This is a genomic window from Hyphomonas sp. (assembly GCF_041398465.1).
Lineage (GTDB): Bacteria > Pseudomonadota > Alphaproteobacteria > Caulobacterales > Hyphomonadaceae > Hyphomonas.
On the sequence record NZ_JAWKUS010000001.1, the window covers coordinates 924,054 to 949,689 of the forward strand.

The 25,636-nt window shown below is 61.9% G+C and carries 24 protein-coding genes; 22 read left to right on the forward strand and 2 right to left on the reverse strand.

Going from position 1 to position 25,636, the window contains the following annotated elements; translation table 11 throughout:
- Positions 1 to 146 precede the first annotated feature (146 nt).
- From miaB to R3C98_RS04645, 19 genes are all read left to right on the forward strand, one after another.
- Positions 147 to 1,544, forward strand: a complete 1,398-nt coding sequence (miaB, locus tag R3C98_RS04555; protein WP_371312931.1) for a tRNA (N6-isopentenyl adenosine(37)-C2)-methylthiotransferase MiaB — start codon at positions 147 to 149, stop codon at positions 1,542 to 1,544.
- A gap of 38 nt (positions 1,545 to 1,582) precedes the next feature.
- Entirely contained in the window at positions 1,583 to 2,530 is a 948-nt protein-coding gene (locus tag R3C98_RS04560; RefSeq protein WP_371312932.1) for a PhoH family protein, read from the forward strand.
- 8 nt (positions 2,531 to 2,538) lie between these two features.
- On the forward strand, positions 2,539 to 2,988 hold the full coding sequence (gene ybeY / locus R3C98_RS04565; protein ID WP_371312933.1) for an rRNA maturation RNase YbeY: 450 nt from the start codon (positions 2,539 to 2,541) through the stop codon (positions 2,986 to 2,988).
- 102 nt (positions 2,989 to 3,090) lie between these two features.
- Positions 3,091 to 3,876, forward strand: coding sequence for a transporter associated domain-containing protein (locus tag R3C98_RS04570; protein ID WP_371312934.1), 786 nt, complete (start codon positions 3,091 to 3,093; stop codon positions 3,874 to 3,876).
- A gap of 6 nt (positions 3,877 to 3,882) precedes the next feature.
- Positions 3,883 to 5,526, forward strand: coding sequence for an apolipoprotein N-acyltransferase (gene lnt / locus R3C98_RS04575; protein ID WP_371312935.1), 1,644 nt, complete (start codon positions 3,883 to 3,885; stop codon positions 5,524 to 5,526).
- A gap of 42 nt (positions 5,527 to 5,568) precedes the next feature.
- Complete coding sequence (locus R3C98_RS04580) at positions 5,569 to 6,003, forward strand: helix-turn-helix domain-containing protein (RefSeq protein ID WP_371312936.1); 435 nt, start codon at positions 5,569 to 5,571, stop codon at positions 6,001 to 6,003.
- Positions 6,004 to 6,035: 32 nt separating this feature from the next.
- Positions 6,036 to 6,737 carry a tRNA (guanosine(46)-N7)-methyltransferase TrmB gene (gene trmB, locus R3C98_RS04585; protein ID WP_371312937.1) on the forward strand — a complete coding sequence of 234 codons (702 nt, stop codon included), beginning with the start codon at positions 6,036 to 6,038 and terminating at the stop codon, positions 6,735 to 6,737.
- Positions 6,738 to 6,921: 184 nt separating this feature from the next.
- On the forward strand, positions 6,922 to 7,131 hold the full coding sequence (locus R3C98_RS04590) for a cold-shock protein (RefSeq protein WP_034761014.1): 210 nt from the start codon (positions 6,922 to 6,924) through the stop codon (positions 7,129 to 7,131).
- Between the two features lie 172 nt (positions 7,132 to 7,303).
- On the forward strand, positions 7,304 to 8,401 hold the full coding sequence (locus tag R3C98_RS04595; RefSeq protein WP_371312938.1) for a hypothetical protein: 1,098 nt from the start codon (positions 7,304 to 7,306) through the stop codon (positions 8,399 to 8,401).
- A 36-nt stretch (positions 8,402 to 8,437) separates the two neighbouring features.
- Positions 8,438 to 9,136, forward strand: a complete 699-nt coding sequence (gene rimP, locus R3C98_RS04600; RefSeq protein ID WP_371313333.1) for a ribosome maturation factor RimP — start codon at positions 8,438 to 8,440, stop codon at positions 9,134 to 9,136.
- A complete protein-coding gene (gene nusA, locus R3C98_RS04605) occupies positions 9,133 to 10,905 on the forward strand; it encodes a transcription termination factor NusA (protein WP_371312939.1) in 1,773 nt (590 codons plus the stop codon). The genes rimP and nusA overlap by 4 nt, the downstream gene beginning before the upstream one ends.
- A complete protein-coding gene (locus tag R3C98_RS04610; RefSeq protein ID WP_371312940.1) occupies positions 10,880 to 11,557 on the forward strand; it encodes an RNA-binding protein in 678 nt (225 codons plus the stop codon). The genes nusA and R3C98_RS04610 overlap by 26 nt, the downstream gene beginning before the upstream one ends.
- A gap of 60 nt (positions 11,558 to 11,617) precedes the next feature.
- On the forward strand, positions 11,618 to 14,185 hold the full coding sequence (gene infB / locus R3C98_RS04615) for a translation initiation factor IF-2 (protein WP_371312941.1): 2,568 nt from the start codon (positions 11,618 to 11,620) through the stop codon (positions 14,183 to 14,185).
- 11 nt (positions 14,186 to 14,196) lie between these two features.
- Positions 14,197 to 14,724, forward strand: coding sequence for a YcxB family protein (locus tag R3C98_RS04620; protein WP_371312942.1), 528 nt, complete (start codon positions 14,197 to 14,199; stop codon positions 14,722 to 14,724).
- Positions 14,724 to 15,128, forward strand: a complete 405-nt coding sequence (gene rbfA, locus R3C98_RS04625) for a 30S ribosome-binding factor RbfA (protein ID WP_371312943.1) — start codon at positions 14,724 to 14,726, stop codon at positions 15,126 to 15,128. The genes R3C98_RS04620 and rbfA overlap by 1 nt, the downstream gene beginning before the upstream one ends.
- A gap of 138 nt (positions 15,129 to 15,266) precedes the next feature.
- Positions 15,267 to 16,892: a putative bifunctional diguanylate cyclase/phosphodiesterase gene (locus R3C98_RS04630; RefSeq protein WP_371312944.1), complete on the forward strand. Its 1,626-nt coding sequence runs from the start codon at positions 15,267 to 15,269 to the stop codon at positions 16,890 to 16,892.
- Positions 16,893 to 17,082: 190 nt separating this feature from the next.
- The gene (locus R3C98_RS04635) at positions 17,083 to 17,811 is read left to right on the forward strand and encodes a hypothetical protein (RefSeq protein WP_371312945.1); all 729 of its coding nucleotides are present in this window, start codon (positions 17,083 to 17,085) and stop codon (positions 17,809 to 17,811) included.
- 118 nt (positions 17,812 to 17,929) lie between these two features.
- Positions 17,930 to 18,865: a tRNA pseudouridine(55) synthase TruB gene (truB, locus tag R3C98_RS04640; RefSeq protein WP_371312946.1), complete on the forward strand. Its 936-nt coding sequence runs from the start codon at positions 17,930 to 17,932 to the stop codon at positions 18,863 to 18,865.
- A gap of 52 nt (positions 18,866 to 18,917) precedes the next feature.
- Positions 18,918 to 19,421, forward strand: a complete 504-nt coding sequence (locus R3C98_RS04645; RefSeq protein ID WP_371312947.1) for a hypothetical protein — start codon at positions 18,918 to 18,920, stop codon at positions 19,419 to 19,421.
- Positions 19,422 to 19,552: 131 nt separating this feature from the next.
- On the opposite strand, the gene R3C98_RS04650 is transcribed toward R3C98_RS04645, so the two are convergent.
- Complete coding sequence (locus R3C98_RS04650) at positions 19,553 to 19,849, reverse strand: hypothetical protein (protein WP_371312948.1); 297 nt, start codon at positions 19,847 to 19,849, stop codon at positions 19,553 to 19,555.
- A 603-nt stretch (positions 19,850 to 20,452) separates the two neighbouring features.
- On the opposite strand from R3C98_RS04650, the gene R3C98_RS04655 reads away from it, so the two are divergent.
- The 3 genes from R3C98_RS04655 to pnp all read left to right on the forward strand — a co-directional run bounded on the left by R3C98_RS04655 (position 20,453) and on the right by pnp (position 24,069).
- A complete protein-coding gene (locus R3C98_RS04655) occupies positions 20,453 to 21,115 on the forward strand; it encodes a restriction endonuclease (RefSeq protein WP_371312949.1) in 663 nt (220 codons plus the stop codon).
- Between the two features lie 475 nt (positions 21,116 to 21,590).
- Entirely contained in the window at positions 21,591 to 21,860 is a 270-nt protein-coding gene (gene rpsO, locus R3C98_RS04660; RefSeq protein WP_371312950.1) for a 30S ribosomal protein S15, read from the forward strand.
- A gap of 73 nt (positions 21,861 to 21,933) precedes the next feature.
- Positions 21,934 to 24,069, forward strand: coding sequence for a polyribonucleotide nucleotidyltransferase (gene pnp / locus R3C98_RS04665; protein WP_371312951.1), 2,136 nt, complete (start codon positions 21,934 to 21,936; stop codon positions 24,067 to 24,069).
- A gap of 56 nt (positions 24,070 to 24,125) precedes the next feature.
- On the opposite strand, the gene R3C98_RS04670 is transcribed toward pnp, so the two are convergent.
- Positions 24,126 to 25,511, reverse strand: a complete 1,386-nt coding sequence (locus R3C98_RS04670) for an aspartate aminotransferase family protein (RefSeq protein ID WP_371312952.1) — start codon at positions 25,509 to 25,511, stop codon at positions 24,126 to 24,128.
- Positions 25,512 to 25,636: the final 125 nt, after the last annotated feature.

Sequence of the window (25,636 nt, forward strand, 5' to 3'; positions counted from 1 at the left end):
AAGCCTCCCCGGCTCCTTTACTCTGCTTGAGGCCGACACTAACCCCGTTTGCCACTGTGTGAAGCCAGCATTGCAGGCATGTGATGCTGCAAGGCCTCCGCAATCGGCTGTGGATGGCCCGCCTGTTTTCAGGCATAAGCCCGCGAATGACCGAACCCCGCGAACCCAAGCAGGCCAAAGGCGTCTTCATCAAGACCTATGGCTGCCAGATGAATGTATACGACTCCGAGCGCATGCGAGATGTGCTGCGACCGCTCGGTTATGCGCCGGTAGAGAGTGCGGATGAGGCCGATCTCGTCGTGCTCAATACCTGCCATATCCGCGAAAAGGCGACCGAGAAGGTCTATTCGGAGCTCGGCCAGCTGAAACTGACCAAGCAGGCGCGTGGCGGGAACCTGACCATTGCGGTGGCCGGCTGTGTTGCCCAGGCCGAAGGTGCCGAGATCATGCGCCGCCAGCCCGCCGTCGACCTCGTTCTGGGTCCGCAGGCCTATCACAAGCTGCCGGAAATGATCGCCCGGGCGAGCCGTGCGGTGGGTGACCGGCTGGAAACCGAATTCGAAACGCTGGAGAAATTCGACGCCCTGCCGAAGACACGCGAAGCGGATGGTCCGACGGCGTTCCTGTCGGTGCAGGAAGGTTGTGACAAGTTCTGCACCTTCTGTGTCGTGCCTTACACACGCGGCGCTGAACTCTCGCGTCCTGTAGACGATATTACGATGGAGGCCCGCAGCCTTGCCGCGCAGGGCGTGCGCGAGATCACGCTGCTCGGCCAGAATGTGAACGCCTTCCACGGTGCCGCGCCGGCCCTGACCAATGAGTCCGACTGGACGCTGGGCCAGCTGGTTCGCCACATCGCGAAGATCGGCGGGATCGAGCGGATCCGCTACACGACCAGTCATCCGCGCGACATGGACGACGACCTGATCGCCGCCCATGGCGACGTGCCGGAAATGATGCCTTTCCTGCACCTGCCGGTGCAGTCCGGCTCCGACAATATCCTGAAAGCCATGAACCGCGGTCACACGGCGGACGAATATCGCGAGATCATCCGCAAGGTGCGCGAGGCCCGGCCGGATATCGCGATTGCCTCTGATTTCATTGTAGGTTTTCCGGGCGAGAGCGATGCCGATTTCGAGGCGACGATGCAGCTGGTCCGCGATATCGACTACGCGATTGCCTATTCCTTCAAATATTCGGCCCGTCCGGGCACGCCGGCGGCGGACATGTTCGGCCAGGTGCCGGAAGAGGTGAAGGACGCGCGCCTGCAGCAGTTGCAGCAGCTCCTGCGCGAACAGCAGATCGGCTTCAACCGTTCCAAGATCGGCGAGACCGTACCGGTGCTGATCACGGGCAAGGGCCGCAATCCGGGCCAGGCGCACGGCCGCTCACCATGGCTTCAGGCGGTTCATTTCGAACTTCCGCATGACCAGGCCATGACTATACCGGACCTGGTGGGCACGATTGTGGACCTCCACGTGATCGACGCCAGCCTGAACTCGCTGACCGGCGAGCTGGTCAATGTGCGCGAGGCTGCCCTGTGAGCGGGAAGCGCCGTCCGAGCCTCTCACCGGAAGCGCCGGTGAGCCGCTTTTACGAAGTCAGCAACGCCGAACGCCTGCGCGACCTGTGCGGGCCGCACCATCGTTACCTGCACCGCCTGGAAGACAAGCTGAAGGATTACGGCCTGCGCGCGGAAAGCCAGGGCGGCGGCATCCTTCTGGCTGGCACCGCCGAGGGCGTCTCCATCGCCGAGGCGGCACTCGCAGAGCTGGAACGCCGTATGCGGTCCGGCGCGGACATCACCGATATGGACCTCGACGCTGCGGTCGAAGCCGCCTCCACGCCTGCGCAGAGTTTCGGCGGCGGACTGAAGGGCCTGAAAAAGCCGATCACGCCCCAGACAAAAGGGCAGGCGCGTTACATCAATCTGCTCGCCAATCCGGACAATGGCCTCGTATTCGGCATCGGCCCGGCAGGCACGGGCAAGACCTTCCTGGCCGTTGCGGCGGGTGTCGCAGAGCTGATGTCCGGCCTTCGCCAGCGCCTGATCGTGACACGGCCAGCTGTAGAGGCCGGCGAGAAGCTGGGCTTCCTGCCCGGCACGCTGGAGGAGAAGGTCGATCCCTACATGCTGCCCATCTGGGATTCGCTCCGCGAGCTGATGGGGCAGGAACAGATGGAACGCCGCATGGCGCGCGGCGAGATTGAAGTCGCGCCGATTGCCTTCATGCGCGGACGGACGCTGAAGAATGCGTTCGTCATCGTGGACGAGGCGCAGAACACGACTGTCCCGCAGATGAAAATGGTGCTGACCCGTCTTGGCCGTGACAGCCGCATGGTGGTCACCGGCGATCCGGGACAGGTGGACCTGCCCGGCATCCAGACGTCCGGCCTGCGCCATGCGCTGCAGATCCTGTCGGATGTCGAGGGGATCAATGTGCATGCGCTGACGGCGGCGGACGTTGTCCGCCACGGCCTCGTCAGCCGCATCATCGACGCCTATGCCGCCGCCGGCGAGGGCAACTGAGCCGCCCGATGATCACCACAGACCTGATCGTTGAAGAGACCGGCTGGGACGCCGTGCCGGATCTCGCCGCCCTGTGCGAGCGTGCCTTTGCGGCGGCTGCCGCTGTTGAGCCGTCCGAAGGCACCGTTTCGCTGTTGCTGGCGGATGACGACACGCTGCATCAGCTGAACCGCGACTTCCGGGGCAAGGACAAGCCGACGGATGTCCTGTCCTTTCCGGCGCACGAAATGGACCGGCCACTGCTGGGTGATATCGCCGTGGCACTCGGCGTGTCTTCGCGCGATGCCGAGGCGCAGGGCATCAGCCTTGCTGATCATCTGACGCATTTGCTGGTGCACGGATACCTGCATCTTCTGGGGCATGACCATGAGGCGGAGGCGGAAGCCGCCCTGATGGAAGGATTGGAAATAAAGGCGCTTGCATCGCTTGGCATTCCAAACCCATATGGAACGGACTGAATTACAGAGACGATGAGCGATCCAGATCCTTCTGAACCCGCGCCGCAAAGGCGCAGGCGTAGTTTTTTCGGAATAGGCCGCAAGCAGGAAAGTGCGCCTGAAGTGCTGGCTGAATCCAATGGCGGTCCGGATGCGTCTGCCCCGGTGACCCCGCAGGCGATGCGCCTGCGTGTCCAGGAATTCCAGGAATTGCGCGTCGAAGACGTGATGGTCGCCCGTGCCGAGGTGAAGGCCGTTGAAGTCAGCACGGAATTCCCGGACCTCCTGAAAGTCTTTGCCGAATGTACCCATTCGCGCCTGCCGGTATTCCGGGAAACGCTGGATGATCCGATCGGCTTTGTGCACATCAAGGATGTGGTCAGCGAGCTGGCCAAGGGGGGTGAGCCGCCGAAACGGCCGCTGGAACGGCTGCACCGGGAAGTTCTTTATGTGCCGCCCTCCATGAAACTGTCCGATTTGCTTGTGAAGATGCAGTCGACCCGCATCCATCTGGCTTTGGTTGTGGATGAATATGGCGGAACGGACGGACTTGTGAGTCTGGAAGACCTGGTTGAGGAAATCGTCGGTGACATCGAAGACGAACACGACGATGAAGAGCCCATGTTCGTCCGGCGCAGCGCTCGCGTCTGGGAAGTCGATGCGCGCACCGAAATACAGGATTTCGCCGAGGAGACGGGGATTGACCTCGAACTCAGTGATGAGGATTCGGAATTCGACACGCTGGGCGGCATCGCCTATGCGCTCGCTGGCCGTGTGCCGGTGCGCGGGGAGATCCTGCGCCATCCGTCCGGTGTCGAGATCGAGATTCTCGATGCCGATGCCCGCCGCATCCGGCGCCTGCGTCTCCGGACGCCCGAACCTGTGCCCGCGCCCAAGCCGCAGGAGTAGGCCAAAATGAATACTGCTGTGCGCAGCCACGGGTTCACTGCGCTTGGACCCCTTCACGAAGCCTTTGCCCGGCTGACCGGCTGGGCCGCCGCCGGGGCGGCCGTCCTTCTGGGCGCATTCTCGGCGGTCGCCTTCGCACCGTTCCATTTCAGCGCCGTTCTGGCGCTTTCGTTCACTGGCCTGATCTGGATGATCGATGGCGCCCGCAGCCATCGCCGCTGGGGCAGGGCGGTCTTCATGCGTACCTGGGCCTTCGGGGTCGGTTTCACGCTGATCTCCATGCACTGGACGGCGGAGCCATTCCTGGTCGAGCCGGAACGGTTTGCGATCTTCCTCTGGATGCCGCTGATTCTGCTGCCTGCGGGGATGGCATTGATCTGGGGGGCTTTCGGGGCGATGGCGGGGGCGTTTTGGTCGGCCTCGCCGTCCCGCGTGTTCGTGTTCGCCTTCTTCTTCGCCATTGCCGAATTCGTGCGCGGACACTTGTTTGGCGGTTTCCCGTGGAACCTGCCGGGGACGACCTGGGTGCCGGGCGGCGCGCTGTCTCAGGCGGCGTCTCTGGGAGGGGTTTACTGGCTAACGCTGCTCACGGTTTTCGTCATGGCGGCGCCTGCTGCGATGGTGGACACCCGCGATGCCCGCGGGCTGGCCCTGCGCATTGCGCCGTCCTTCGGGGCCGTGATCCTTCTGGCGCTCGGCTGGGCCTGGGGGGCGCAGCGCATCGCAGCGCCGTCTCCGCTGTCGGACCAGTATGTCGTGCTGATGGATTCCGGCGTGCCGCAGGACGAGAAGTGGGAGGTTGGCCGCGACGCCGTTCTCACGGAATACCTTCGCATGATGACCAATGGCGAAGGCCAGCCGGGCGATATCATCATCTGGCCGGAAGGCGCCGTGCCGGCCAGCCTGCTGAACGAAATCGACGCGCTGGATGCGATCGGGGCCTATCTCGGCCCGCGCACCCTGATCGCCGGGACGGCCCGCTACCAGCTGGAAGAACAGAACGAGCGCGTCTACTTCAATTCGATGGTCGTGCTGGACGAGAATGTCGGGCGGTCTGGCGCTGTGGCGCTGTACGACAAGTTCCGCCTGGTCCCGTTCGGGGAGCTCGCAGCGGCAGAAATCATCCCCTTCGGGCAGGCCATCTCGGACTACCTGCCAGGCGCGATGCAGCAACTGGCCCGCAACGGTTTCCATCCCGGCACTGGCCCGGCGGTGATCTTTGCCGACAATGTGCCGCCCTTCGTGGCGCTCATCTGCTATGAAGGCCTCTATCCGGAGATTACGCGCGCCGCCAACCTTGCCGCCCGGGCGGACTGGATCGTGCTGGTGTCGAACGATGCCTGGTTCGGCGGCGGCATGGGCCCGGCCCAGCATTATGCCCAGAACCGTTACCGCGCGATTGAGAGCGGCCTGCCAATGGCGCGTGTCGCCAGCCGTGGTGCCTCCGCCATCATCGACGGCTATGGCCGCGAAGTGCTGCGCGCTTCCCCGGTGCAGGATGCCCCCTCCGGCTGGAACACGACCTATGGGCGCGGCAAGCTGCCGGCGCCGGCAGAGGTGACCCTGTTCCAGAGCCGGGCGGGCGTTGTGCTGTTCTGGCTTACCCTTGCGGCCTTTGTGGGTCTGGCATTTGCAACTTGGCGCCGCTAGGAGTGCGCGCCGGATCACAAATATGCAGCGGGTAGGGGACAGATGTCTGAAAGCAAGCTTCCGAGTGGGATAGACCGCGTGGTCGGCCAGCGTATCCGCTGGCGCCGCCGGGAGCTTAAGCTCTCTCAGGAACAACTCGCAGAATTGCTCAGCCTGACTTTCCAGCAGGTGCAGAAATACGAGAAGGGCGTGAACCGTGTCTCCGCCGGGCGCCTGTTCGAGATCGCCTCCGTCATGGGCGTGTCGGTGAACTATTTCTATGACGGCGCCGAGAGCCAGCTGGATGACGACCGCCAGCAGCGCTTCGCGGAAGGCGGCAGTGCCAGCGACGGCCCGCGCGCGCCGGTGCTGGATGCCGAGACGCTGGACCTGATCGCCGCGTTCCAGAAGATCGAGGACGATTCCCTGCGCAAGTCGCTGCTGAACACGGTGCGCGCGGCGGCCTCGGCTTTCGAGTCGAAGCAGAACGAGGATTGATCACGCCGCGCCGCTCAGGCATCAGGCGCGCCATGAACGATCCATCCGCCAAAGACGGCGCCGACCAATCCGGGCGCCCCATCCGAACTTTCGGCCGTATCGGCGGGCGGGCACTGTCTGCGCGACAGCAGGCGCTGGTCGATGATCTGCTGCCGCAGCTGCAGGTTCCGGAAGGCTTGTCTGATCCGCAGGCGTTGTTTCCCGGACTGAAGGAAACCTGGCTGGAAATCGGTTTCGGCGGCGGGGAACACCTTGCCGAACAGGCGCGCCGGAATCCGGCTGTTGGCATCATTGGGTGCGAGCCCTTCATCGAAGGCATGGCCAAGGCGCTGACCCAGGTCGATGCGGATGGTCTCTCTAATGTCCGTTTGCGGATGGATGATGCCCGGCCGCTGATCGACGGGCTTTCGCCAAGCAGCCTCGCGCGGGTGTTCATCATGTTCCCGGATCCCTGGCCGAAGAAGCGCCAGCAGAAGCGCCGCCTGATCCAGCCGGACTTTCTGGAAAGCCTGCACCGCGCTTGCCGGAAAGGCGCGCGTGTGCGCTTTGCAACAGACGTGGCGAGCTATGCCGACGAGGCGCTCTGGCGCTTCCTGCAGCATGGCAGCTATCGCTGGCTGGCAGAACGGGCTGACGACTGGCGCTGCCCGCCGGCCGACCATGTCACGACCCGTTATGAAACAAAGCGGCTCGGGGATTGTGACCCGGTCTGGTACGATTTCGAAATCATCTGACCCCTGCGGATTTTGTTGACGCAACGTCGGGAAGCGTGTACAAAATGTCGCATCGAATTCGGTCGGTCTGAAATATCAAGACCCCGTCAGACCGACGGCCATGACTTTCTTCCCACCCGTTTCGATAGGCAGACCTTCCCATTCCGGGATCGGCTGCTTTCATTGACACAAAGGACTACAAGTAATGGCAACTGGCAAAGTGAAATGGTTCAACGACCAGAAGGGCTTTGGCTTCATCAAACCTGATGAAGGCGGCACGGACGTGTTCGTTCACATCTCAGCAGTTGAACGCTCGGGCCTCCGCACGCTGGCGGAAGACCAGGCAGTTTCCTACGAGCTCTACAAGGACGAGCGCCGCGGCAAGACCTCGGCGGTGGACCTGAAGGTTCTCTAAGGTTTCCTGTAATCAGGAACAGGAACGGCAGCCCTCAGGGGCTGCCGTTTTTTGTTTGTGGGATTGTCTGCGACAGGCTTGACGCGGTTCAGCCCTTCGGGAAGGTCTTCATCCTGTGGGGGAATGGAGGACAATCAAAATGAGACATCGGATCGGGCCCAGCCTGGCACTCGTGACCGCCATTTTCATGCTGACGCTTCCGGCATCAGCGAACATGCCCGGGGGTTCTGTTTCCACCTTCAATCAAGCGCTTCAGACGGGCGATGCCGAGATCATTGTCGACGCCGCCAAGCAGTTCGGAGCAACGGCGATCGCTCATCCGGAAGACGAACAGGCTCCCATCGCAGCCTTCGAAGCTGGCAACCAGCTTTGCCTGTGGGGTGCCTGTGCCGACGCGGTGCCGATGGCGGATTTCCTTCAGGAACGTGAAGGGGAGTTGCCGGTCAGCCGCGAGCAGGTGGACATCCTCTCTGCGTTTTCGAAATGGTCCGCCAGCGAGAAGGACAAGGCTGCTGATGCGGCGTTTGGCGAAATGCTCAAGGCGCGCGTAGCCAGCCGCCCCAGTGCGTTATCTCTTGTCGCATATGAGACCTACACGGCGGCCGCTGTTGATGCCCGTCAGTGGAGAAAAGTCCGCACTCGAGCGAGGTTGGCCGCACAACATGTGGAAACCGCCCGCGATGCCGTTCCAAAACGCTGGGCCAATCTGGCATTGATGGCAGTTAAAGAGGATTATAATCAGGCGCGCTCCGTAAGCGTTCTGGCGGAAGTCGCCGAAATCGAAAAATGGCTGTACCAGAAGCTCTATGTTGAAGGTGCCGGAGACCTTGAAGGAGTATACTACACAGCTTCGGCCTGGCGCATGGCCATGCATGTGTCCTTTCGTGGCTCAAGCAAACGAGTCTACGCACGTGCCGAAGAAATCGACAAAGATGTACGCAAGTTTCAGAAAGACATCGAGGACTCGGGCCAGAACGGAACACCGCCTTTGTGCTCAGGACACGAAGCCGTCCTTCCGAGTCCGACATATCCGGAAAATGCCGCTCACAAAGGATATGTCGGCGCGGTTCTGATAGGAATCGACTTCGTAAACGGTGAACTCGTCAATTATCGTATTCTTGCTGCTGTTCCGGATGGTGAGTTCGAGCAGGTCTCGCTCGAAGGCATGGAGACTCTCAAATGGGAATGGGATGAGGAGCAGGAATATCCCGGCTGCAGAAAAACAAGCTCGCGCCCATACGTCTATCCCCTTGTATACGCTATTCAGTGATAACCGCCCCTCGACACCGGCCAGCGCCAGGTCTATATAGCCTACCAAGTCGAAACATATCGGCGGCGGTTCCGGGAACGGGGCCGCCGCTTTTCTTTATCCGCCCGCCCACTCAGAAAGGTCTCTCAGGCCCGCATGATCGCCCTGACTGAACAGGAACGCCGCATTCTCAGCCTCGCCACGCCCGTGGCCGAGTCGCTGGGCATGGAGCTCGTGCGCCTGCGCATCCAGGGCGGGCGCCGGCCGCACCTTCAGATCATGGCCGAAAAAGAAGGCGGCGCGCCGACCGATGTCGAGGATTGCGCGCGCCTGTCACGGGCCCTTGGCCCGGTTCTGGAAGCGGCAGACCCGATCAAGGAAGCCTACACGCTGGAGGTCTCCACCCCCGGCATCGACCGGCCGCTGACCCGGGAAGGGGATTTCGGCCGCTGGGTCGGGCACCTGGCAAAGGTGGAACTGGCCCGTCCGATCGACGGCCGCCGCCGTTTTACCGGCGTGATCACCGGCGAAGACGCGGACGGGGCCCATATCGAGCTGGACGATGACGTCGAGCTTGTGGCCCACGTCCATGAAATGAGCCGCGCCAGCCTCGTCCTGACGGATGAGCTGATCGAGGCCGCCCGGCAGGCAGGCAATCTGCCGCCGCAACCTGATGAAGACGACCTCGGCGATCTTGAGATCGACGAGACCGAAGACGAAACAGATACCAACGAAGAGACGGGAGACGTCCAATGAGCGCTATCGGCGTTTCAGCCAACAGGCTCGAAATCCTGCAGATCGCCAAAGCGGTGGCCGAAGAGAAGTCGATCGACCAGTCGATCGTCATCGAGGCCATGCAGGAAGCCATCGAGAAGGCTGCCAAGGCGAAATACGGCCAGGAGCATGACATCCGCGCCACCATCGATCCGGTGACCGGCGAGCAGACACTGCTGCGTGTCCTGACGGTTGTTCCGGACGAGGAATTCGAAGACGAAGCCAAACAGCTGCGTCTTGCCGAAGCCAAGAAAATCGACGCGTCGCTCGAAATCGGCGGTGAGCTGACCGAAGAGCTGCCGCCCTTCGATTTCGGCCGCGTTGCTGCACAGACCGCCAAGCAGGTCATCATGCAGAAAGTGCGCGATGCCGAGCGTGAGCGTCAGTACAATGAATACAAGGACCGTGTCGGCGAAGTCATTTCCGGCGTCGTCAAGCGCGTCGAATACGGCCACGTCATTGTGGACCTCGGCCGCGCCGAAGGCATCATCCGCCGCAATGACGGCATCCCGCGCGAGAACTTCCAGCCGAACGATCGCGTGCGTGCCTATCTCTACAAGGTTTCCCGCGAGACCAAGGGCCCGCAGATCTTCCTGTCGCGCGCTGCACCTGACTTCATGGTCCGCCTGTTCGCTCAGGAAGTGCCGGAAGTTTATGAGGGCGTGATCGAGATCAAGGCCTGTGCCCGTGATCCGGGATCGCGCGCCAAGATCGGCGTTATTTCCAATGACAGCTCGATCGATCCGGTCGGCGCCTGTGTCGGTATGCGCGGTGCGCGCGTGCAGGCCGTTGTCGGCGAACTGTCGGGCGAGAAGATCGACATCATCCCGTGGAGTTATGACGACGCGACCTTCATCGTGAACGCGCTGCAGCCGGCCGAAGTGTCGAAAGTGGTGCTGGACGAAGAAGAGCGCCGCGTGGAAGTCGTCGTCGCCGACGACCAGTTCCCGCTTGCCATTGGCCGCCGCGGCCAGAACGTGCGTCTCGCTTCCCAGCTGACCGGCTGGCAGATCGACCTGATCACGGAAAGCGCCGACTCCGAGCGTTACCAGCGCGAATTCCAGGAGCGGACCGAACTCTTCATGAAGGCGCTCGACGCCGACGAGACGCTGGCCCAGCTGCTGGCATCGGAAGGCTTCGAGACGGTCGAAGAGATCGCCTATGTCGCCCCGGAAGACTTCATCTCGATCGAGGGCTTCGACGAGGATGTGGCTGCCGAGCTGCAGGAACGTGCCCGCGAATTCCTTGAGCGCCTGGCCGCTGAAAACGATGCCAAGCGCAAGGAGCTGGGTGTCGAGGATGCCGTGATGGAACTCGAAGGCATGAACCCGTCCTTCGCGGTTCGCCTGGGTGAGGAAGGCGTTCAGACGCTGGACGATGTGGCCGGCCTGGTGCCGGACGACATCACCGGCTGGCGCGAGCCGGGCCCGGACGGCAAGCCGGTCTGGGTCGAGGGCATCCTGAAGAAGGGCGAAATGCGCAAGGACGACGCGCAGATGTTCATCATGAAGGCCCGCGTTGCCGCTGGCTGGATCGAGGCTGACGCCATCGACCAGATGATTGCTGCCCAGAAAGAAGCCGAAGCCCCGCAGGAGCTGACCGAGGAAGAGCGCGCACTGCTCGCCCTCAATACGCTCGACGGCGGTGCCGACGAGGAAATCGACCTTGGCGATCTCGGCGATCTTGGCGACATCGATCTTGAAGCACTTGCAGCGGAGGGCGGCGATGATGAAGCCGCACCCGAAGAGTGATGTCGCAGTAGCCGGCACTGAAGGAAATGCTGCGGACGGGAGCGAGGCTTCCGTCCGGCAGTGTGCCGTCACGCGTGAGCGTCTCGGCAAGGAAGCGCTTGTGCGCTTCGTGCTTTCGCCCGATGGCGTCGTGACGCCGGATGTGGCGGAAAAGCTTCCCGGACGCGGGGTCTGGATCAAGGCAGACCGCGCCACCCTGGCGGAAGCGATAAAGAAGAATGCGTTTGCCCGCGCATTCAAGACGACCGTCCAGGTCCCCGATGGCCTTCCGGATACGGTGGAAGCCCTGCTGGTGCAGCGCTTCGTCGGCCTTCTCGGCATGGCGAAGAAGGGCGGGGACGTCGTCCTTGGCTTCGATCAGGTTACTGCAGCCCTCCACAAGCGCCCACCCGGCCTGATGCTGGAGGCATCTGACGGTGCAGAAGATGGCCGTTCGAAGCTGTATTTCCTCGCAAAAGGACTATATAGCGGGGTGCAAGTTGCGGGTGCCCTGACATCGGCTGAATTGGGCATGGCATTCGGACGTGAGCGTGTGATACACGGTCTCGTCCGCAAGGGGCCTTTCGCCAAAGCTCTGAAGGCCGCCTATGCGCGCCTTGCCGGGTTTCGGGAGAGGCCGGAGCTGGACTGGTTTGCGGATCAGGATCGGTAGCGGACAAACCGCCTTCGCGCCATATGGGTGCGTTGGCCAGAATTGTGATATGTAGGACGAATGAGCGATACGAAAGACACTGGTGGCAATACGGGCGGGCGCAAGCCGCTCACTGTTTCCCGCAAGACCTCGGGGACGGTGAAGCAGAGCTTCAGCCATGGCCGGTCCAAACAGGTCGTCGTGGAGACGAAGAAGCGCCGGACCGTGGGTCCGGGCGGCTCTGAGGGAGGCGGCAGCGCACCTGCGTCCGGCTCCGGCAAGGGAGAGCCGTCGCTTGAGCAGAAGCTGAAGGCGATCGCGGCCCAGCGCGGGATTACCGTCGCAGAGCTGATCGCGCAGCAAAAGGCGCTGGCCGAACGCAAGGCCCAGCAGAACGCCCGCGAGAAAGAAATCGAGAAGGACAAGGCCGCACAGGAGCGCCTCCGGTCCGAACAGGAGCGCAAGCTCCAGGAACAGAAAGAACGCGAAGAGGCCGAAGCCCGCCGCAAGGCTGAGGAAGAAGCCCGCAAGGCCGCTGAAGCGGCCGAGAAGGAACGCACCGAGCGCGCGTCCAAGTCTTCCCGTGCGAAGTCCGACTTCCAGCCCGCCCAGGGCGCCCCGGATCCGGCAGCCGAGGAAAGCAGCGGCCGCGGCAAGCGCGGCAAGTCCGGCCGTGACGACCGCAACAACGACCGGTCTCGCAACGAAGCCCCGTCGCGCGGCGGACGCGGGGGCGATTCCCGCCGCCGTGGCAAGCTGACCATCACGTCCGCTCTTGGCGACGATGCAGACCGCCAGCGTTCGCTCGCGTCCGTCCGCCGGGCCCGTGAACGTGAGCGTGAACGCCGCGGTGGTGGCGGCGGTGACCGCGAGAAGGTCTCCGTCGAGGTCACGCTGCCCGAAACCATCACGCTGCAGGACCTGGCCGGCCGGATGAACGAGCGCGTCGCAGACGTCGTGAAATTCATGATCCAGCAGGGCGAGATGCTGCGCGGGAATGACATTATCGATGCCGACACGGCCGAACTGATCGCCGAGGAATTTGGCCATACGGTGAAGCGTGTTGCCGAGTCCGACGTCGAAATCGGTCTGGAAGGGGCAGAAGACGATCCGAAGGATCTGAAGCCGCGCCCGCCGATCGTGACCATCATGGGCCATGTCGACCACGGCAAGACGTCACTGCTCGACGCGCTTCGCAAGACCGACGTGGTCTCCGGCGAAGCCGGCGGCATTACCCAGCACATCGGTGCTTATCAGGTGAAGCTGAAATCGGGTGAGCGGATTACCTTCCTCGACACGCCCGGCCACGCGGCCTTCACGGCGATGCGCGCCCGCGGCGCCACGGCGACCGATATCGCGATCATCGTGGTGGCTGCCGACGACTCGGTGATGCCGCAGACGATCGAATCCATCAATCACGCCAAGGCGGCCGGTGTTCCGATCATCATTGCTGTGAACAAGAGCGATCTTGAGACCGCCGACCCGAACAAGGTGCTGACGGACCTGCTGCAACATGATGTGCAGGTCGAAAGCATGGGCGGCGAAACCCAGTCTGTTGCCGTGTCTGCCAAGACCGGAATGGGTCTGGATGAGCTGACGGATGCCATCTCGCTGCAGGCCGAACTGCTCGAACTGAAAGCCAACCCGAACCGGGATGCTGACGGCATCGTGGTGGAAAGCCAGCTCGACAAGGGCCGCGGCCCGGTTGCCACGGTTCTGGTGAAGCGCGGTACGTTGCAGCGCGGCGACATCGTGGTTGCCGGTACCCAGTGGGGCAAGGTGCGTGCGCTGGTCGACGAACGCGGCCAGCAGCTGAAAGATGCAGGCCCGTCCCAGCCGGTCGAGGTCCTTGGCCTCGATGGCGCGCCGGATCCGGGTGAGGCATTCGTTGTCGTCGACACCGAAGCCCGCGCCCGTGAAATCACGGATTACCGTATCCGGACGAAGCGCCAGGTTGCAGGCAAGGCGGGTGCGGCGGCACGTGCCTCGCTCGACCAGCTGATGAATCGCCTGAAGGAAGGCGCTGTCGAAACCTCCGAACTTCCGGTCGTTGTGAAGGGCGACGTGCAGGGGTCTGTCGAGGCCATCAGCCAGTCGCTGGACAAGCTGTCGACCGAGGAAGTCCGGGCCCGTGTGATCCATGGCGCTGTGGGCGGTATTTCGGAAAGCGACGTGCTGCTGGCTAAATCATCCGAAGCGCCGATCTTCGCGTTCAACGTCCGCGCCAACAAGCAGGCCCGCGAACTCGCCGAGAAGGAAGGCGTGGAAATCCGCTACTATTCGGTGATCTACGACCTGATCGACGATGTGAAGGCGACGCTGTCGGGCATGCTTGCCCCGGAGAAGCGCGAGACCTTTATCGGCTATGCCGAGATCCTCGAAGTCTTCAACATCACGAAAGTCGGCAAGGTGGCCGGTTGCCGGATCAGCGAAGGCAAGGTTCTCCGCGGCTGCGGCGTGCGCCTGCTGCGCGACGATGTCGTGATCCACGAAGGCAAACTGAAGACGCTGAAACGCTTCAAGGACGAAGTGAACGAAGTGTCCTCCGGCATGGAATGCGGCATGGCGTTCGAGCGCTATGACGATATCCGCGTCGGCGACAAGATCGAATGCTTCCAGGTTGAGGAAATCGCAAGAACACTCGACTAGTCTGGTCTTCCATGACTGAGCCGCTCACCGTCACTGGTCTTCTGACCAACAAGGATGTCAGGAAACTGACGCAACTGGCGCGTGGCGGTTCGGTTGGGCCGACAGCGGTCTACTATGCCGGCGTGACAGCACCGATCATATCCGCCAGCATGTCGGTTCTGATGCGCAATGCCATGATTATGGCCGGTGCCAGTCCGTATTGGCAGTGGTTGATCGCGGCGTTGGTAGCGGCGTTTGCCGGGATCGCCTGGTACCTGATCTTCATCCGGTGGTCCTATCGTCACACTCATGGGCGCGGAACGGAAACCCAGCTGGAAACCCGTATCGCGCTGGAAGAGGACGCACTCGTCATTCGGCGCGGCGGTATCGAAACCCGGGCTGACTGGGGAAATGTCACGGACGTGTCAGCTTCTGGCGGGCATGTTACGGTGCGCCTGCAAGGGGCGGCACCCTTGATTGTACCCAATGCCTGGTTTGGCAAGAATAAGACCGCGCGCCAGGCCTTCCTGGACCGGCTCAAAGAGAAGGCTTCCTCCTGATGGCCCGTAAGTCAGCTCCGCCCGGCATGCCGTCACAGCGCCAATTGCGCGCCGGCGAACTCGTGCGCCATGCCCTGACGGACATTCTCTCGCGGGAAGCCTTCCGCGATCCGGACCTGGAACAGGTCATGATCACAGTAGGGGAGGTGCGTTGCTCTCCCGACCTCAAACACGCCAACGTGTTTATATCGCCTCTGGGCGATGACTCCGATGAGGGCCGGACGAAGCTGGCCAACGCTCTCAACCGGGCCGCCGGATTTCTCCGTGGCCGTCTCGGCCGGGAAGTCGAGCTGCGCTACACGCCGGAACTGCACTTCATCGCGGACAAATCCTATGACGACGCCACCGCGATTGACCGTCTCCTGATGGACCCGAAAGTCCGCCGGGATGTGGAAGGCGAATAGCAGCCGTTCCCGCTGAAACCCGTACAATCAGATGGAATTATCTGTCCCGATTAAGTCATCGGAAACGATGATCGAATACGTACATTATTGTCTTGGGTATATCGTAGCTTTTACAGGTCGCCATCCTGGCGGAGATATATGCAAGATTCCTCCAAAGAAGAACGCAAGGAAAAGCCGTTCTGGCGGTCCGGTCCCGTACTTGATGCGGGTTGGATTGTCGTCTTTTTCGGCACCATCCTTCTGACCGCAATCCATCTGGAAGCGTTCGATCACATTGTCAGACTATCGAAAGCTCACGAGAGTTGGGAACTGGACGAAATCCTCACAACCATGATGGTTCTGCCGGTCGGCCTGATGGTCTATGCCAAGCGCCGGCTTGATGAAACGCGGTCGGAACTGAAACGGCGTCAGACCGCCGAAGAGGAGGCCAGCCAGATGGCGCTCCACGATCCGCTGACGGGTCTGGCGAACCGCCGGAAAGCACAGATCGAGATCTCCTGTGCACTGGAACACGCGAAGGAGAAATCCGTGACGCTGGTTTCAGTGGATCTCAACCGCTTCAAGCCGGTCAATGACCTCCACGGGCATGCGATCGGTGATGAACTGCTTCTGGCTGTCGGCGCCCGGCTGACCAATGCGGCGGGTCCGGGCGCATCGGTTTATCGCTTCGGCGGGGACGAATTCTGTATTCTCATCCCGGGCAATTTCTCCGAAGACGAACTGCTGGCCCGTATCGAAGCCATTTCAGTTGCCTTCGAACGCCGGTTCGATCTGACGGACCTGTCGGTCTCGGTCGGTGCCTGTATTGGCGCGACAACGACAGATGATCCGTGCATCGACATGGACGAGCTTCTCGCACAGGCCGATGCTGCCATGTATCGATGCAAAAAGACTGGCCGGAACGGTTTCAGCTTCTTCGAGGCAGGCATGGAAGTTGCCGCATTGCGCCGAGCCAAGGTCGAGGACGAACTGCGCGAAGCATTGGTTGAGGACCGGATCCAGGCCCACTTTCAGCCGCTTGTCCGGCTCGAGGACAAGGCCATCATCGGCTATGAAGCGCTGGCCCGCTGGTGCATGGGAGACGGGACGTGCCGGGAACCGGACGAGTTCATCTCCATTGCCGAAGAAGCCGGGCTCATCTCCGACATCTTCTATGCCGTTCTGCGGAAGGCTGCCCGGGCCGCCCGGAGTTGGCCAGCTGACCTGAAATTCTCTGTCAATCTGTCCCCCGTTCAGTTCAATGATCCGTGGTTGGTGGAAAAGATTCTGAAGATCCTGGTCGAGGAAGGCATTCCGCCCGGCCGACTGGAAATTGAAGTTACAGAGAACGCTCTGGTCGGAGACTTCCAGATTGCCCGCGATGTCCTGTGGGCACTGAAGCGGCAGGGTGTCCACATTTCGCTGGATGATTTTGGCACGGGCTATTCCTCCTTGCGACACCTTAGTGAACTGCCCTTCGAGATCCTGAAGATTGACCGCTCTTTCATCGCAAATCTGTCGAATGATGCTACGGCGCAGACAATCGTCCGTACAGTGACCGCGATGGCCCACAATCTTGGCCTGACCGTCACGGCGGAGGGCATCGATTCCGTCGACAATGCCATGACGGTTGCCGACTTTGGCTGCGATATCGGTCAAGGCTTCCTGTTCGGCCGGCCCGAGGCGCCTGCCTTGACCGATGATATCTGGAAGGAAGAGGGCCGCGCTGACAAAGAGGCAGCGGAGCCTGTTGCATCGGTTGATCCGTCCCTTAAGCGCGCCTGAATCAGACGAGCCGCTTCCCGGGCTGGCGCATTGCAATGCTGATCCCCGCAGCAGGACAGTTGCAGCAGCCAGCCCGTTTCTGGACCCGATGTAAGTTGACTTACTCTGGCCACATTGCCAGCATTTCATGACAAGCTGAAAAGGGGCCGATGAACTGGCCCGCAACCGGGGCCCGGACAAGGGGCAAGCGATGGATCGTCAGACGCTCGACATGGAAGGCGCCCGCCAGGGCGAGATTTCCGCAGCCTCGCTGCAACTGGGCGACGACACGATTGCCATCCAGCGCATCGCCACGATGTCGGTCGAGGGGAAGGACTTCTTTCCCTGGGATACGCCGAAGAACCGGGTGACGCAGAAGGGCTATGCCACCGCCTTTGTGTCGATGATGTTCTTTGCCCTCATGGGTATTGGCTGGTGGGCCGTCCTGCCGGGGCGCCCGTCCAGCATGGTGATGCTGGCGATTGGCGTTATGATGCTGATCGGCGCGATGGTCTGCGGCCTTCGGTCTGGCATGATCGCGGCGAAGCTGCGGGTGAAGCAGAAATATTTCCGCCTTGTGATCGGCACGTCGGATACGCGGCAGATCCCGCTGGTGGACGATAATCGTGACGTGCTGTGCAAGATCCGCGATGTGGTACGCCACAAGATGGACACCGACGACCGGACGATCACCGGCGATTTCGACCTCAATCTCGACATTGTGAACCTCAAATCCCTGAACGGCCCAGAGCCTGAGCCGCCGCGCGGCCGGGCCGCGACAGCGCCGGAGCGCACCGCAGACCCGGAGCCCAAACCGCTGCCGGAGCTGGGCACCCCCGACAATGATCCGCCGCTGCCAAAGCTCGCCCGCCGGCATGATGACGATCATCAGGACGCCCTGTTCGACAAGGTGGCCGAGGCGATGAAGCCCGCTTCCTGATGCCGGCAGCCATTCGCCCGGTTGACGGCGCCATCCAGCCCGCTTAAGGCCCTCGCTTTCCATTCTGCCAGACCGCATCGCGGCGTCCGATCCGCCGGCCGGTGCCAGGGAGTACACATTGGCGAGACAGCGCAAGCGCAAGGGCGATCCGGTCACCGGATGGCTGAACCTGTTCAAACCGGTCGACATGACCTCCACCCAGGCCGTGGCGATCCTGAAGCGCCGCTTCAATGCCGCAAAGGTCGGCCATGGCGGCACGCTTGATCCGCTGGCAGACGGTATCCTGCCGATTGCCTTCGGTGAGGCGACCAAGACTGTCCAGTGGGCGATGGACGCCGAGAAGGAATACGTCTTCACCATCCGCTGGGGCATTTCCACCGCCAGCCAGGACGCGGAAGGGGAGGCGACGGCCACCTCCGATGCGCGGCCGACGCGGGAGGCGGTCGAGACCGTCCTCAAGAATTACATCGGCACGATCGAACAGGTGCCGCCGAAATATTCGGCCATCAAGGTGGACGGCCAGCGCGCCTATGACCTTGCCCGCGAGGGCGAGGATTTCGAACTGAAGGCCCGCGAAGTGGACGTGTTCGAGGCCGCCGTCATCGGCATGCCGGATGCGGACCACACCGTCATCCACGTCACCTCCGGCAAGGGCTTCTACGTCCGGGCCATGGCGCGCGACCTCGCCTTCGACCTTGGCTGCGAGGGCCATATCAGCCAGCTGCGCCGCACGCGCGTCGGCAATTTCGGCGCCGCGCAGGCCGTGCCCATCTCCAAGATCGAGGAGACCGCGGACAAGGCCGAGCTCATGGCCCTGCTGCAGCCGGTACAGGCCGTGCTGGACGACTTCCCGCAACTGGCCATCACGCGCGCCGAGGCCGCCAATGTGCGTCAGGGCCGCGAGATCCAGCTGATGCCCCACCTTGTGGAACAGTGGCGGGCCGAGCGCGAGGAGGATGACCGCACCGCGCTGGTGATCTGCGACGGCCATGCCGTGGCGATGGGCGAGGTGCGCGCCGGGCGGTTTGAGCCTGCGCGCGTGTTCGTGGCGTAATTTTACCGGCTGCCTGCACCGGATTTTAAGCCTGTTCCCCCATGCTGCGCCCATGGATTTCGTGGAACTCTTCGCGCGCTTTTATGCCCTTGGCTTCGGCCTCGTCGTGGGCGGCGGGGCGCTGGGCCTTGTGATCTGGCTCGATAGCTGGCGCTGGCGCCAGCTGGCGGCGGCCTATGAATCCCTCGCTGAGCCCGAAGGCCCGCGCAAGCGTTTCAGCACGGTCATCCTGCATGGCCGGGGCGTTGCCTATAATTCTTATCACGCCATGGTCACGCTGCATGTGGACCGGGGTGGCATCTGGCTGCTGTTCCAGCCCTTCCTGCTGAACATTCCCTTCTTCAAGCCGCTCTACATTCCGTTTGCCGACCTTCAGGCCACGCCGCAGACCTGGATGCTGATCCACAAGACGGTGGAACTCGAAACCGAAAAAGTGCCGGGCCTGAAGATCGCGGTCTGGCAGCGCACGGCTGACTGGATCGAGGAAGAGAGCGGTGGCCGCCTCGGCCTCTTTTCCCGGCAGGCGAGCCAAATGGCCGCCAGCTGGCCGAACTGATCCCAGCACTTTAAGCCGGCCCAGCACCTTAAGCCGGACTGGCGGCTGCCATCCGGTAGGGTAATCTCCTGATTCAAGACATTCTCCGCCCGGTCCTGCCTGCGAGGGGCTCTGCGGAGAATGGATCCTGCCTAGGGCGGACCATGCACATGCAAAGCCGGATCATACCGGACGATGTCATGACGATGCATGATCAATCCGGACCATGCCGGATCATGGCGGACCATGATGGACTGGACACGCAAAGCGGCGGGCACGTCGCTGCAATAGGCAGGACGCTGCCAACGCGGCACGCGTGGGGCTTCATACCGGTAGAGAGTATCCGGCGGCGGTACATCGCCGAGGCAGAGGAACCTGATATTGCCGAAATGATCGACATTGATCAGCGCATTCCGCCCCGTGCGCCGGTGCCAATCGGCAGCGCGCATGAGGTTCCACCACAGCCATGGCCAGAATACCGGCCAGACATGGGCATGGAGAAGGCGGAGCTGAGGGTTCATACGCGAAGGATGAGGCCGGAGCGCATCCGGGAGGATAGATTGCCGTCTCAGCCTGACATCCCGGAAAAGGCGGCAGCGCATATCCGGGGCCTCGTATCTGGTGCGCGCGTGACAGGAACAGAGTCCCGGATATTTGCTGCGCGAATTCCGGGATGACAGGGGGCGGGTAGGGGACAGGCACCGAACTCTCCCCACGCGTCATCCCCGGCGGCGCAGCCGTCTGGGGATCCTTCACCGAACCTCCCGGCGCACCCGTCAGGTCAGGGCGCTCTCGCCGCATGTTTCAGAGATGGGCACCCAGATGGCCTGTCGGCCATCGGGTGTGACGCGTGCGGGGAATATGAGGCAGACCCGTAGGGTGGGTTGAGGCAAAGCCGATACCCACCAGCCATTGCCTGCCGCGAGTCCGAACTGTGGGTATCGCTCCGCTCAACCCACCCTACGCTTGCTTCGACAAACGCGCTCCGGGTTGGCTGATGTGTTACTCTGAAAGTAGAAAAAATGATTCGCTCAAGGTGACCGAAGTAAGCGATGGACAAAAAGGATTTTCGTAAATTCGAAGAGTTGGTGGCTGATATTCAGTCACAGCTTTCGCCCGACTCAGAGGTGATACACGACTATCGAATTCGTGGTGCCGATAGCGGCGTTATGCGCCAAATTGATGTATTCGTCAGAGGGCGGATCGGGCAGTATGACATGCGAATTGGCATTGATTGCAAAGACTATAAGAAAAGTGTCGATGTCAAAAAAGTCGAAGAATTTGCGGGTCTAATCAAAGACACGAGGTGTCACCGAGGGGTTTTAGTTTCGGCCAACGGTTTCAGTGCTGCAGCAATTTCGATTGCAAAAAACGCCGGGATATCCTTGTACCGACCAGTAGATACCAGAGACCATAAGTGGCGCGTCGAACTAGCAGCCCCCGCAGTTTTCGAATTTCTCGAAATGGCGGTTAGTTTTCAATTCAAATGCTCTTGGCCGGGGCCGATGCGCCTTGATCCGAATTTCTTTGCTAATACCCAGATCTTTGACCAATCCGGTAACCCCTTGGGTACTGCAGTTGAGCACGTAATTGGGCAATGGAAAGGGGGGGGCACGGTGATTTCCGCGAGGGCGAGTCGCTTGATCAACCGATCTTCGATGAACAAGAAGTCTATTGTGACAATGGCTACGGAACCAAAATGCCGATTGAACTAACGGTTAGTCGGTTCATTGCCCACCAGCTCTTCTCGGGAAACCTCGAAATTCGAAAAATATCCGGATTCAGAGACGAAATTGAAGGTGGAATCATCACGAATGCGTTTTCGGTCGGAATGATGACGCCGAATGAAATTATCGAAAATTGGATTCCGATCGAGAGCGCCGAGGGGCTAACACCACCGCCTATGTTGGTCCTTTCTGGGCGATGTTGGTTCGATATAGATGATGCAAAGCGAAAGACTTATCTGTTCTAGATTTGATGCGGCATCAGCTTACGTTGGGATACATATCTACCCTTCCATTTCCCCCCAAAATGAGCGATAAGCCGCCGCTTGAGGTGGGCCTTTCGGACCTTGACCCTGCTGGACGACATCCCGGCTGTGGCCAATGACCCCGGAAACCACCGAAAAACCCCGCCAAATCAGGCGTTTATGTGAACCCCGCCGCAAGGCGACAGTACGAAAGATATTCGATGTCGATTACCGCTGAGAAAAAAGCAGAGCTCATCACGAAATTCGCCACTAAACCGGGCGATACGGGCTCTCCGGAAGTGCAGGTCGCGATCCTGACCGAACGGATCAACAATCTGACCGACCACTTCAAGACCAACAAGAAAGACAACCACTCCCGCCGCGGCCTGCTGGCCATGGTGGCAACGCGCAGAAAGCTGCTTGATTACGTCAAGGGCAAGGATGAGGCGCGCTACAGCAAACTCATCGCAGAACTGGGCATCCGCCGCTAGGGCGACCCAAAACAAGCCCGCCGGGCAATAGGGCCGCGGCGGGCTTTTCGTATGTGAAGAAAGACAAGACGAAATGTTTAACAAGCAATCCGTGTCGCTGGAATGGGCCGGCCGCACGCTGACGATTGAAACCGGGCAGGTAGCCCGCCAGGCCGATGGCGCCGTGATGGTGACGTATGGCGACACGGTCCTCCTCGCGACCGCCGTTTTTGCAAAGGAAGCCAAGCCCGGACAGGACTTCTTCCCGCTGACGGTCAACTATCAGGAAAAATACTACGCTTCGGGCCGCATCCCGGGTGGCTACTTCAAGCGTGAAGGCCGTCCGACCGAGAAAGAGACGCTGACCTCGCGCCTCATCGACCGCCCGATCCGCCCGCTGTTCGTTTCCGGCTTCAAGCATGAAGTCCAGGTCGTGCTGACGGCTGTGTCCTACGATCTCGAAAACGATCCGGACATCCTCGGCATGATCGGCGCCTCCGCGGCGCTCGTCCTCTCCGGCGCCCCGTTCATGGGCCCGGTCGGCGCAGCACGCGTCGGCTACAAGGATGGCGAATACCTCATCAACCCGAGCCAGGTTGAACTAGAAGAGTCCGAGCTGGACCTCGTCGTCGCCGGTACGGCCGACGCCGTGATGATGGTGGAATCGCAGGCCAAGGAACTCTCCGAGGACGTGATGCTCGGCGCCGTTGTCGCCGGCCATGACGCCATGCAGCCGGTGATCGACGCGATCATCGAGCTCGCTGAGAAAGCCGCCAAGGCTCCGTTCGACTTCGAGCCGGTGGACAACTCCGCCGCCGTCGCATCGATCCAGGGCATTGTCGGCGGGGACCTCTCCGCTGCCTACAAGATCACCGAGAAGCTGGCCCGTCAGGCCGCTGTCGGCGAAGCCCGCGACAAGGCGAAAGCCGCCCTCGTCGGCACCGAGGAAGCGCCGGGCGAAATGTCCGCCGAGACCTTCAAGGCCGCCTTCAAGGAAACCGAGGCCGCTGTGGTCCGCGGTGACATCCTGAAGACCGGTGAGCGCATCGACGGCCGTAAGCTGGACCAGGTTCGCCCGATTGTGGCCGAAGCCGGCTTCCTGCCGCGTACGCACGGTTCCTCGCTCTTCACCCGCGGTGAAACCCAGGCGATCTGTGTGGCAACGCTCGGTACGTCCGATGACGAACAATACATCGACAGCCTGGACGGCACCCGGAAGGAAAACTTCCTGCTGCACTACAACTTCCCGCCTTACTCCGTCGGTGAGACCGGCCGGATGGGCGGTGCAGGCCGCCGCGAAATCGGCCACGGCAAGCTCGCATGGCGCGCGCTGAAAGCCGTGCTGCCGGATCACGCTGAATTCCCGTACACGATCCGTCTCGTCTCCGAGATCACCGAGTCCAACGGCTCGTCCTCGATGGCGACGGTCTGCGGCTGCTCGCTGGCCATGATGGACGCCGGCGTGCCGGTGAAGCGTCCGGTCTCCGGTATCGCCATGGGCCTGATCCTGGAAGGCGAAGACTTCGCTGTCCTCTCCGACATCCTGGGTGACGAAGACCACCTCGGCGACATGGACTTCAAGGTCGCCGGTACCGAAGTCGGCGTGACCTCGCTCCAGATGGACATCAAGGTTGCCGGCATCACCAAGGACATCATGGAGAAAGCCCTCGCCCAGGCGAATGGCGGCCGCCTGCACATCCTCGGCAAGATGGCGGAAGCCCTCGGCGAAAGCCGCGGCCAGCTCTCCGACAACGCCCCGCAGATGGAAATCATCAAGGTGCCGACCGACAAGATCCGCGACGTGATCGGTTCGGGCGGCAAGGTGATCCGCGGTATCGTGGATGAGTCCGGTGCCAAGGTGAACATCGACGACGATGGCACCGTGCAGGTCTCCGCCCTCGACCGCGCCTCCATCGACAAGGCCCTGCAGATGATCAAGGAGATCGTTGCAGAGCCGGAAGTCGGTGAGATCTATCAGGGTACGGTCGTTGGCCTGAAAGACTTCGGCGCTTTCGTGAACTTCTTCGGACCGAAGGACGGCCTCGTCCACGTGTCGCAGATGGCAAACGAGCGCGTTGGCCATCCGAAAGACGTGGTCAAGGAAGGCGACAAGGTCTGGGTCAAGCTGCTCGGCTTCGACGATCGCGGCAAAGTCCGCCTGTCGATGAAAGTCGTCGACCAGGAGACCGGCAAGGAAATCACCGAAGACAAGGGCGGCGAAGAGGAATAATCCTCACCCCCAACGGACTTCAGAAGGCCGCCCCGCAACGGGCGGCCTTTTTCGTTTCAGCCGTCCAGTGCCTGCTTCACCGCCGCTATTGTCCGCTTCACATCTTCCTCATTGGTCCGCCAGCTGACGACGCTGATGCGCATGGCGCGTTGGCCGTTCCAGGTGGTGGGGGAGAAGAAGGCTTCACCGCTGGCATTGATGCGGGCGACAATCTCATTGGTGAAGGCGTCATTCTCTTCCTTGCTCGCGCCCGCCCGCTCGAAGCGGACCAGCCCCTGGTTCAGCACGGGATCGTTCAGAGCCTTTGCACCCGGCAAGGCGCCTATGCCGGAGACGAGCGCGCGGCAATGATCGCAGCACCGGTCGATCATCTCCGCCACGCCCTGCCGCCCCAGTTCCTGCAGCGCGGCATAGACGGGGATGGCCCGGGCGCGGCGGGAGAGTTCCAGATTCCAGTCGTTCGGGTCGCGCGCCTCCCGGCTGGGGGAAAGATAGGTGGCGCCGAGCGCCATGGCCGCGCGGTGGGCTTCAGCGTCGCGCACAAAAGCGATGCCGCAATCATAGGGCACATTCAGCCATTTGTGGCCGTCGGTCGCCCAGCTGTCGGCCAGCTCGATCCCCTCGGTCAGCGGGTGCAGCCGCTCGCTCACCCGCGCGAACAGGCCGAACGCCCCGTCGACATGCACCCAGGCGCCCGCTGCCTGTGCCACCGGGATCAATTTTGCGAAATCGTCGAACGTGCCGACATTCAGGTCTGCCGCATTCAGGCAGAGAATGATCGGGCCGTCATAATGGGAGAGCTTGCGCTCCAGGTCATCCAGCTGCATGTCGCCCATCGGACCGGTGTCCACATCCACGATGTTGGACTGGCCGATACCGAGATAGCGGATGGCGGAATCGATGGAGCCATGCCGATTCCGGCTGGTCAGCACACGGATCGCAGGTGCACCGAACAGGCCGTCTTCCTCGACATTCCATCCGGCGTCTGCCAGCACGCGGTGGCGCGCGGCGGCAAGCGCCGTGACGTGGGCCAGCTGGCAGCCGGTCGTGAAGGCGAAGGAGGCCTCGCGCGGCAGGTCGAAGAGGTCCTTCAGCCATTCGCCTGTGATCTCCTCGATCATGGCGGCGGCCGGGGCGACCGAAAACAGGCCGACATTCTGGTCCCATGCCGAGACGAGCCAGTCGGCGGCAGTGGCAGAGGGGAGGGAACCGGCCATCACCCAGGCAAAGAACCGCCCGCTGGCATTGGCATTGAGGCCCGGCGTGGCCTTGGCGGCAAGGTCGTCGATGATCGCGCCGGCATCGCGGCCTGTTTCCGGGAGTGGCGCCTCGAAGGCAGCACGCAGTTCAGCCGCACTCGCCTGCGCCCCGGCCGGACAATTGTCCAGATTGTCCAGCCATTGCTGAGCATGGAACCGGGCGCGGTCGAACGGGTCAGGCATGACAGGTCTCCTCGTCCTCCCAAGTCATACGCCTGTCGCCGGATAGGGCCACCCGGAAAATGTCGCTTCTCTCAATGGCATGCAGCGGATTGTCCGTTGAACGGGCGGGCGGTTTGCCGCAAAAG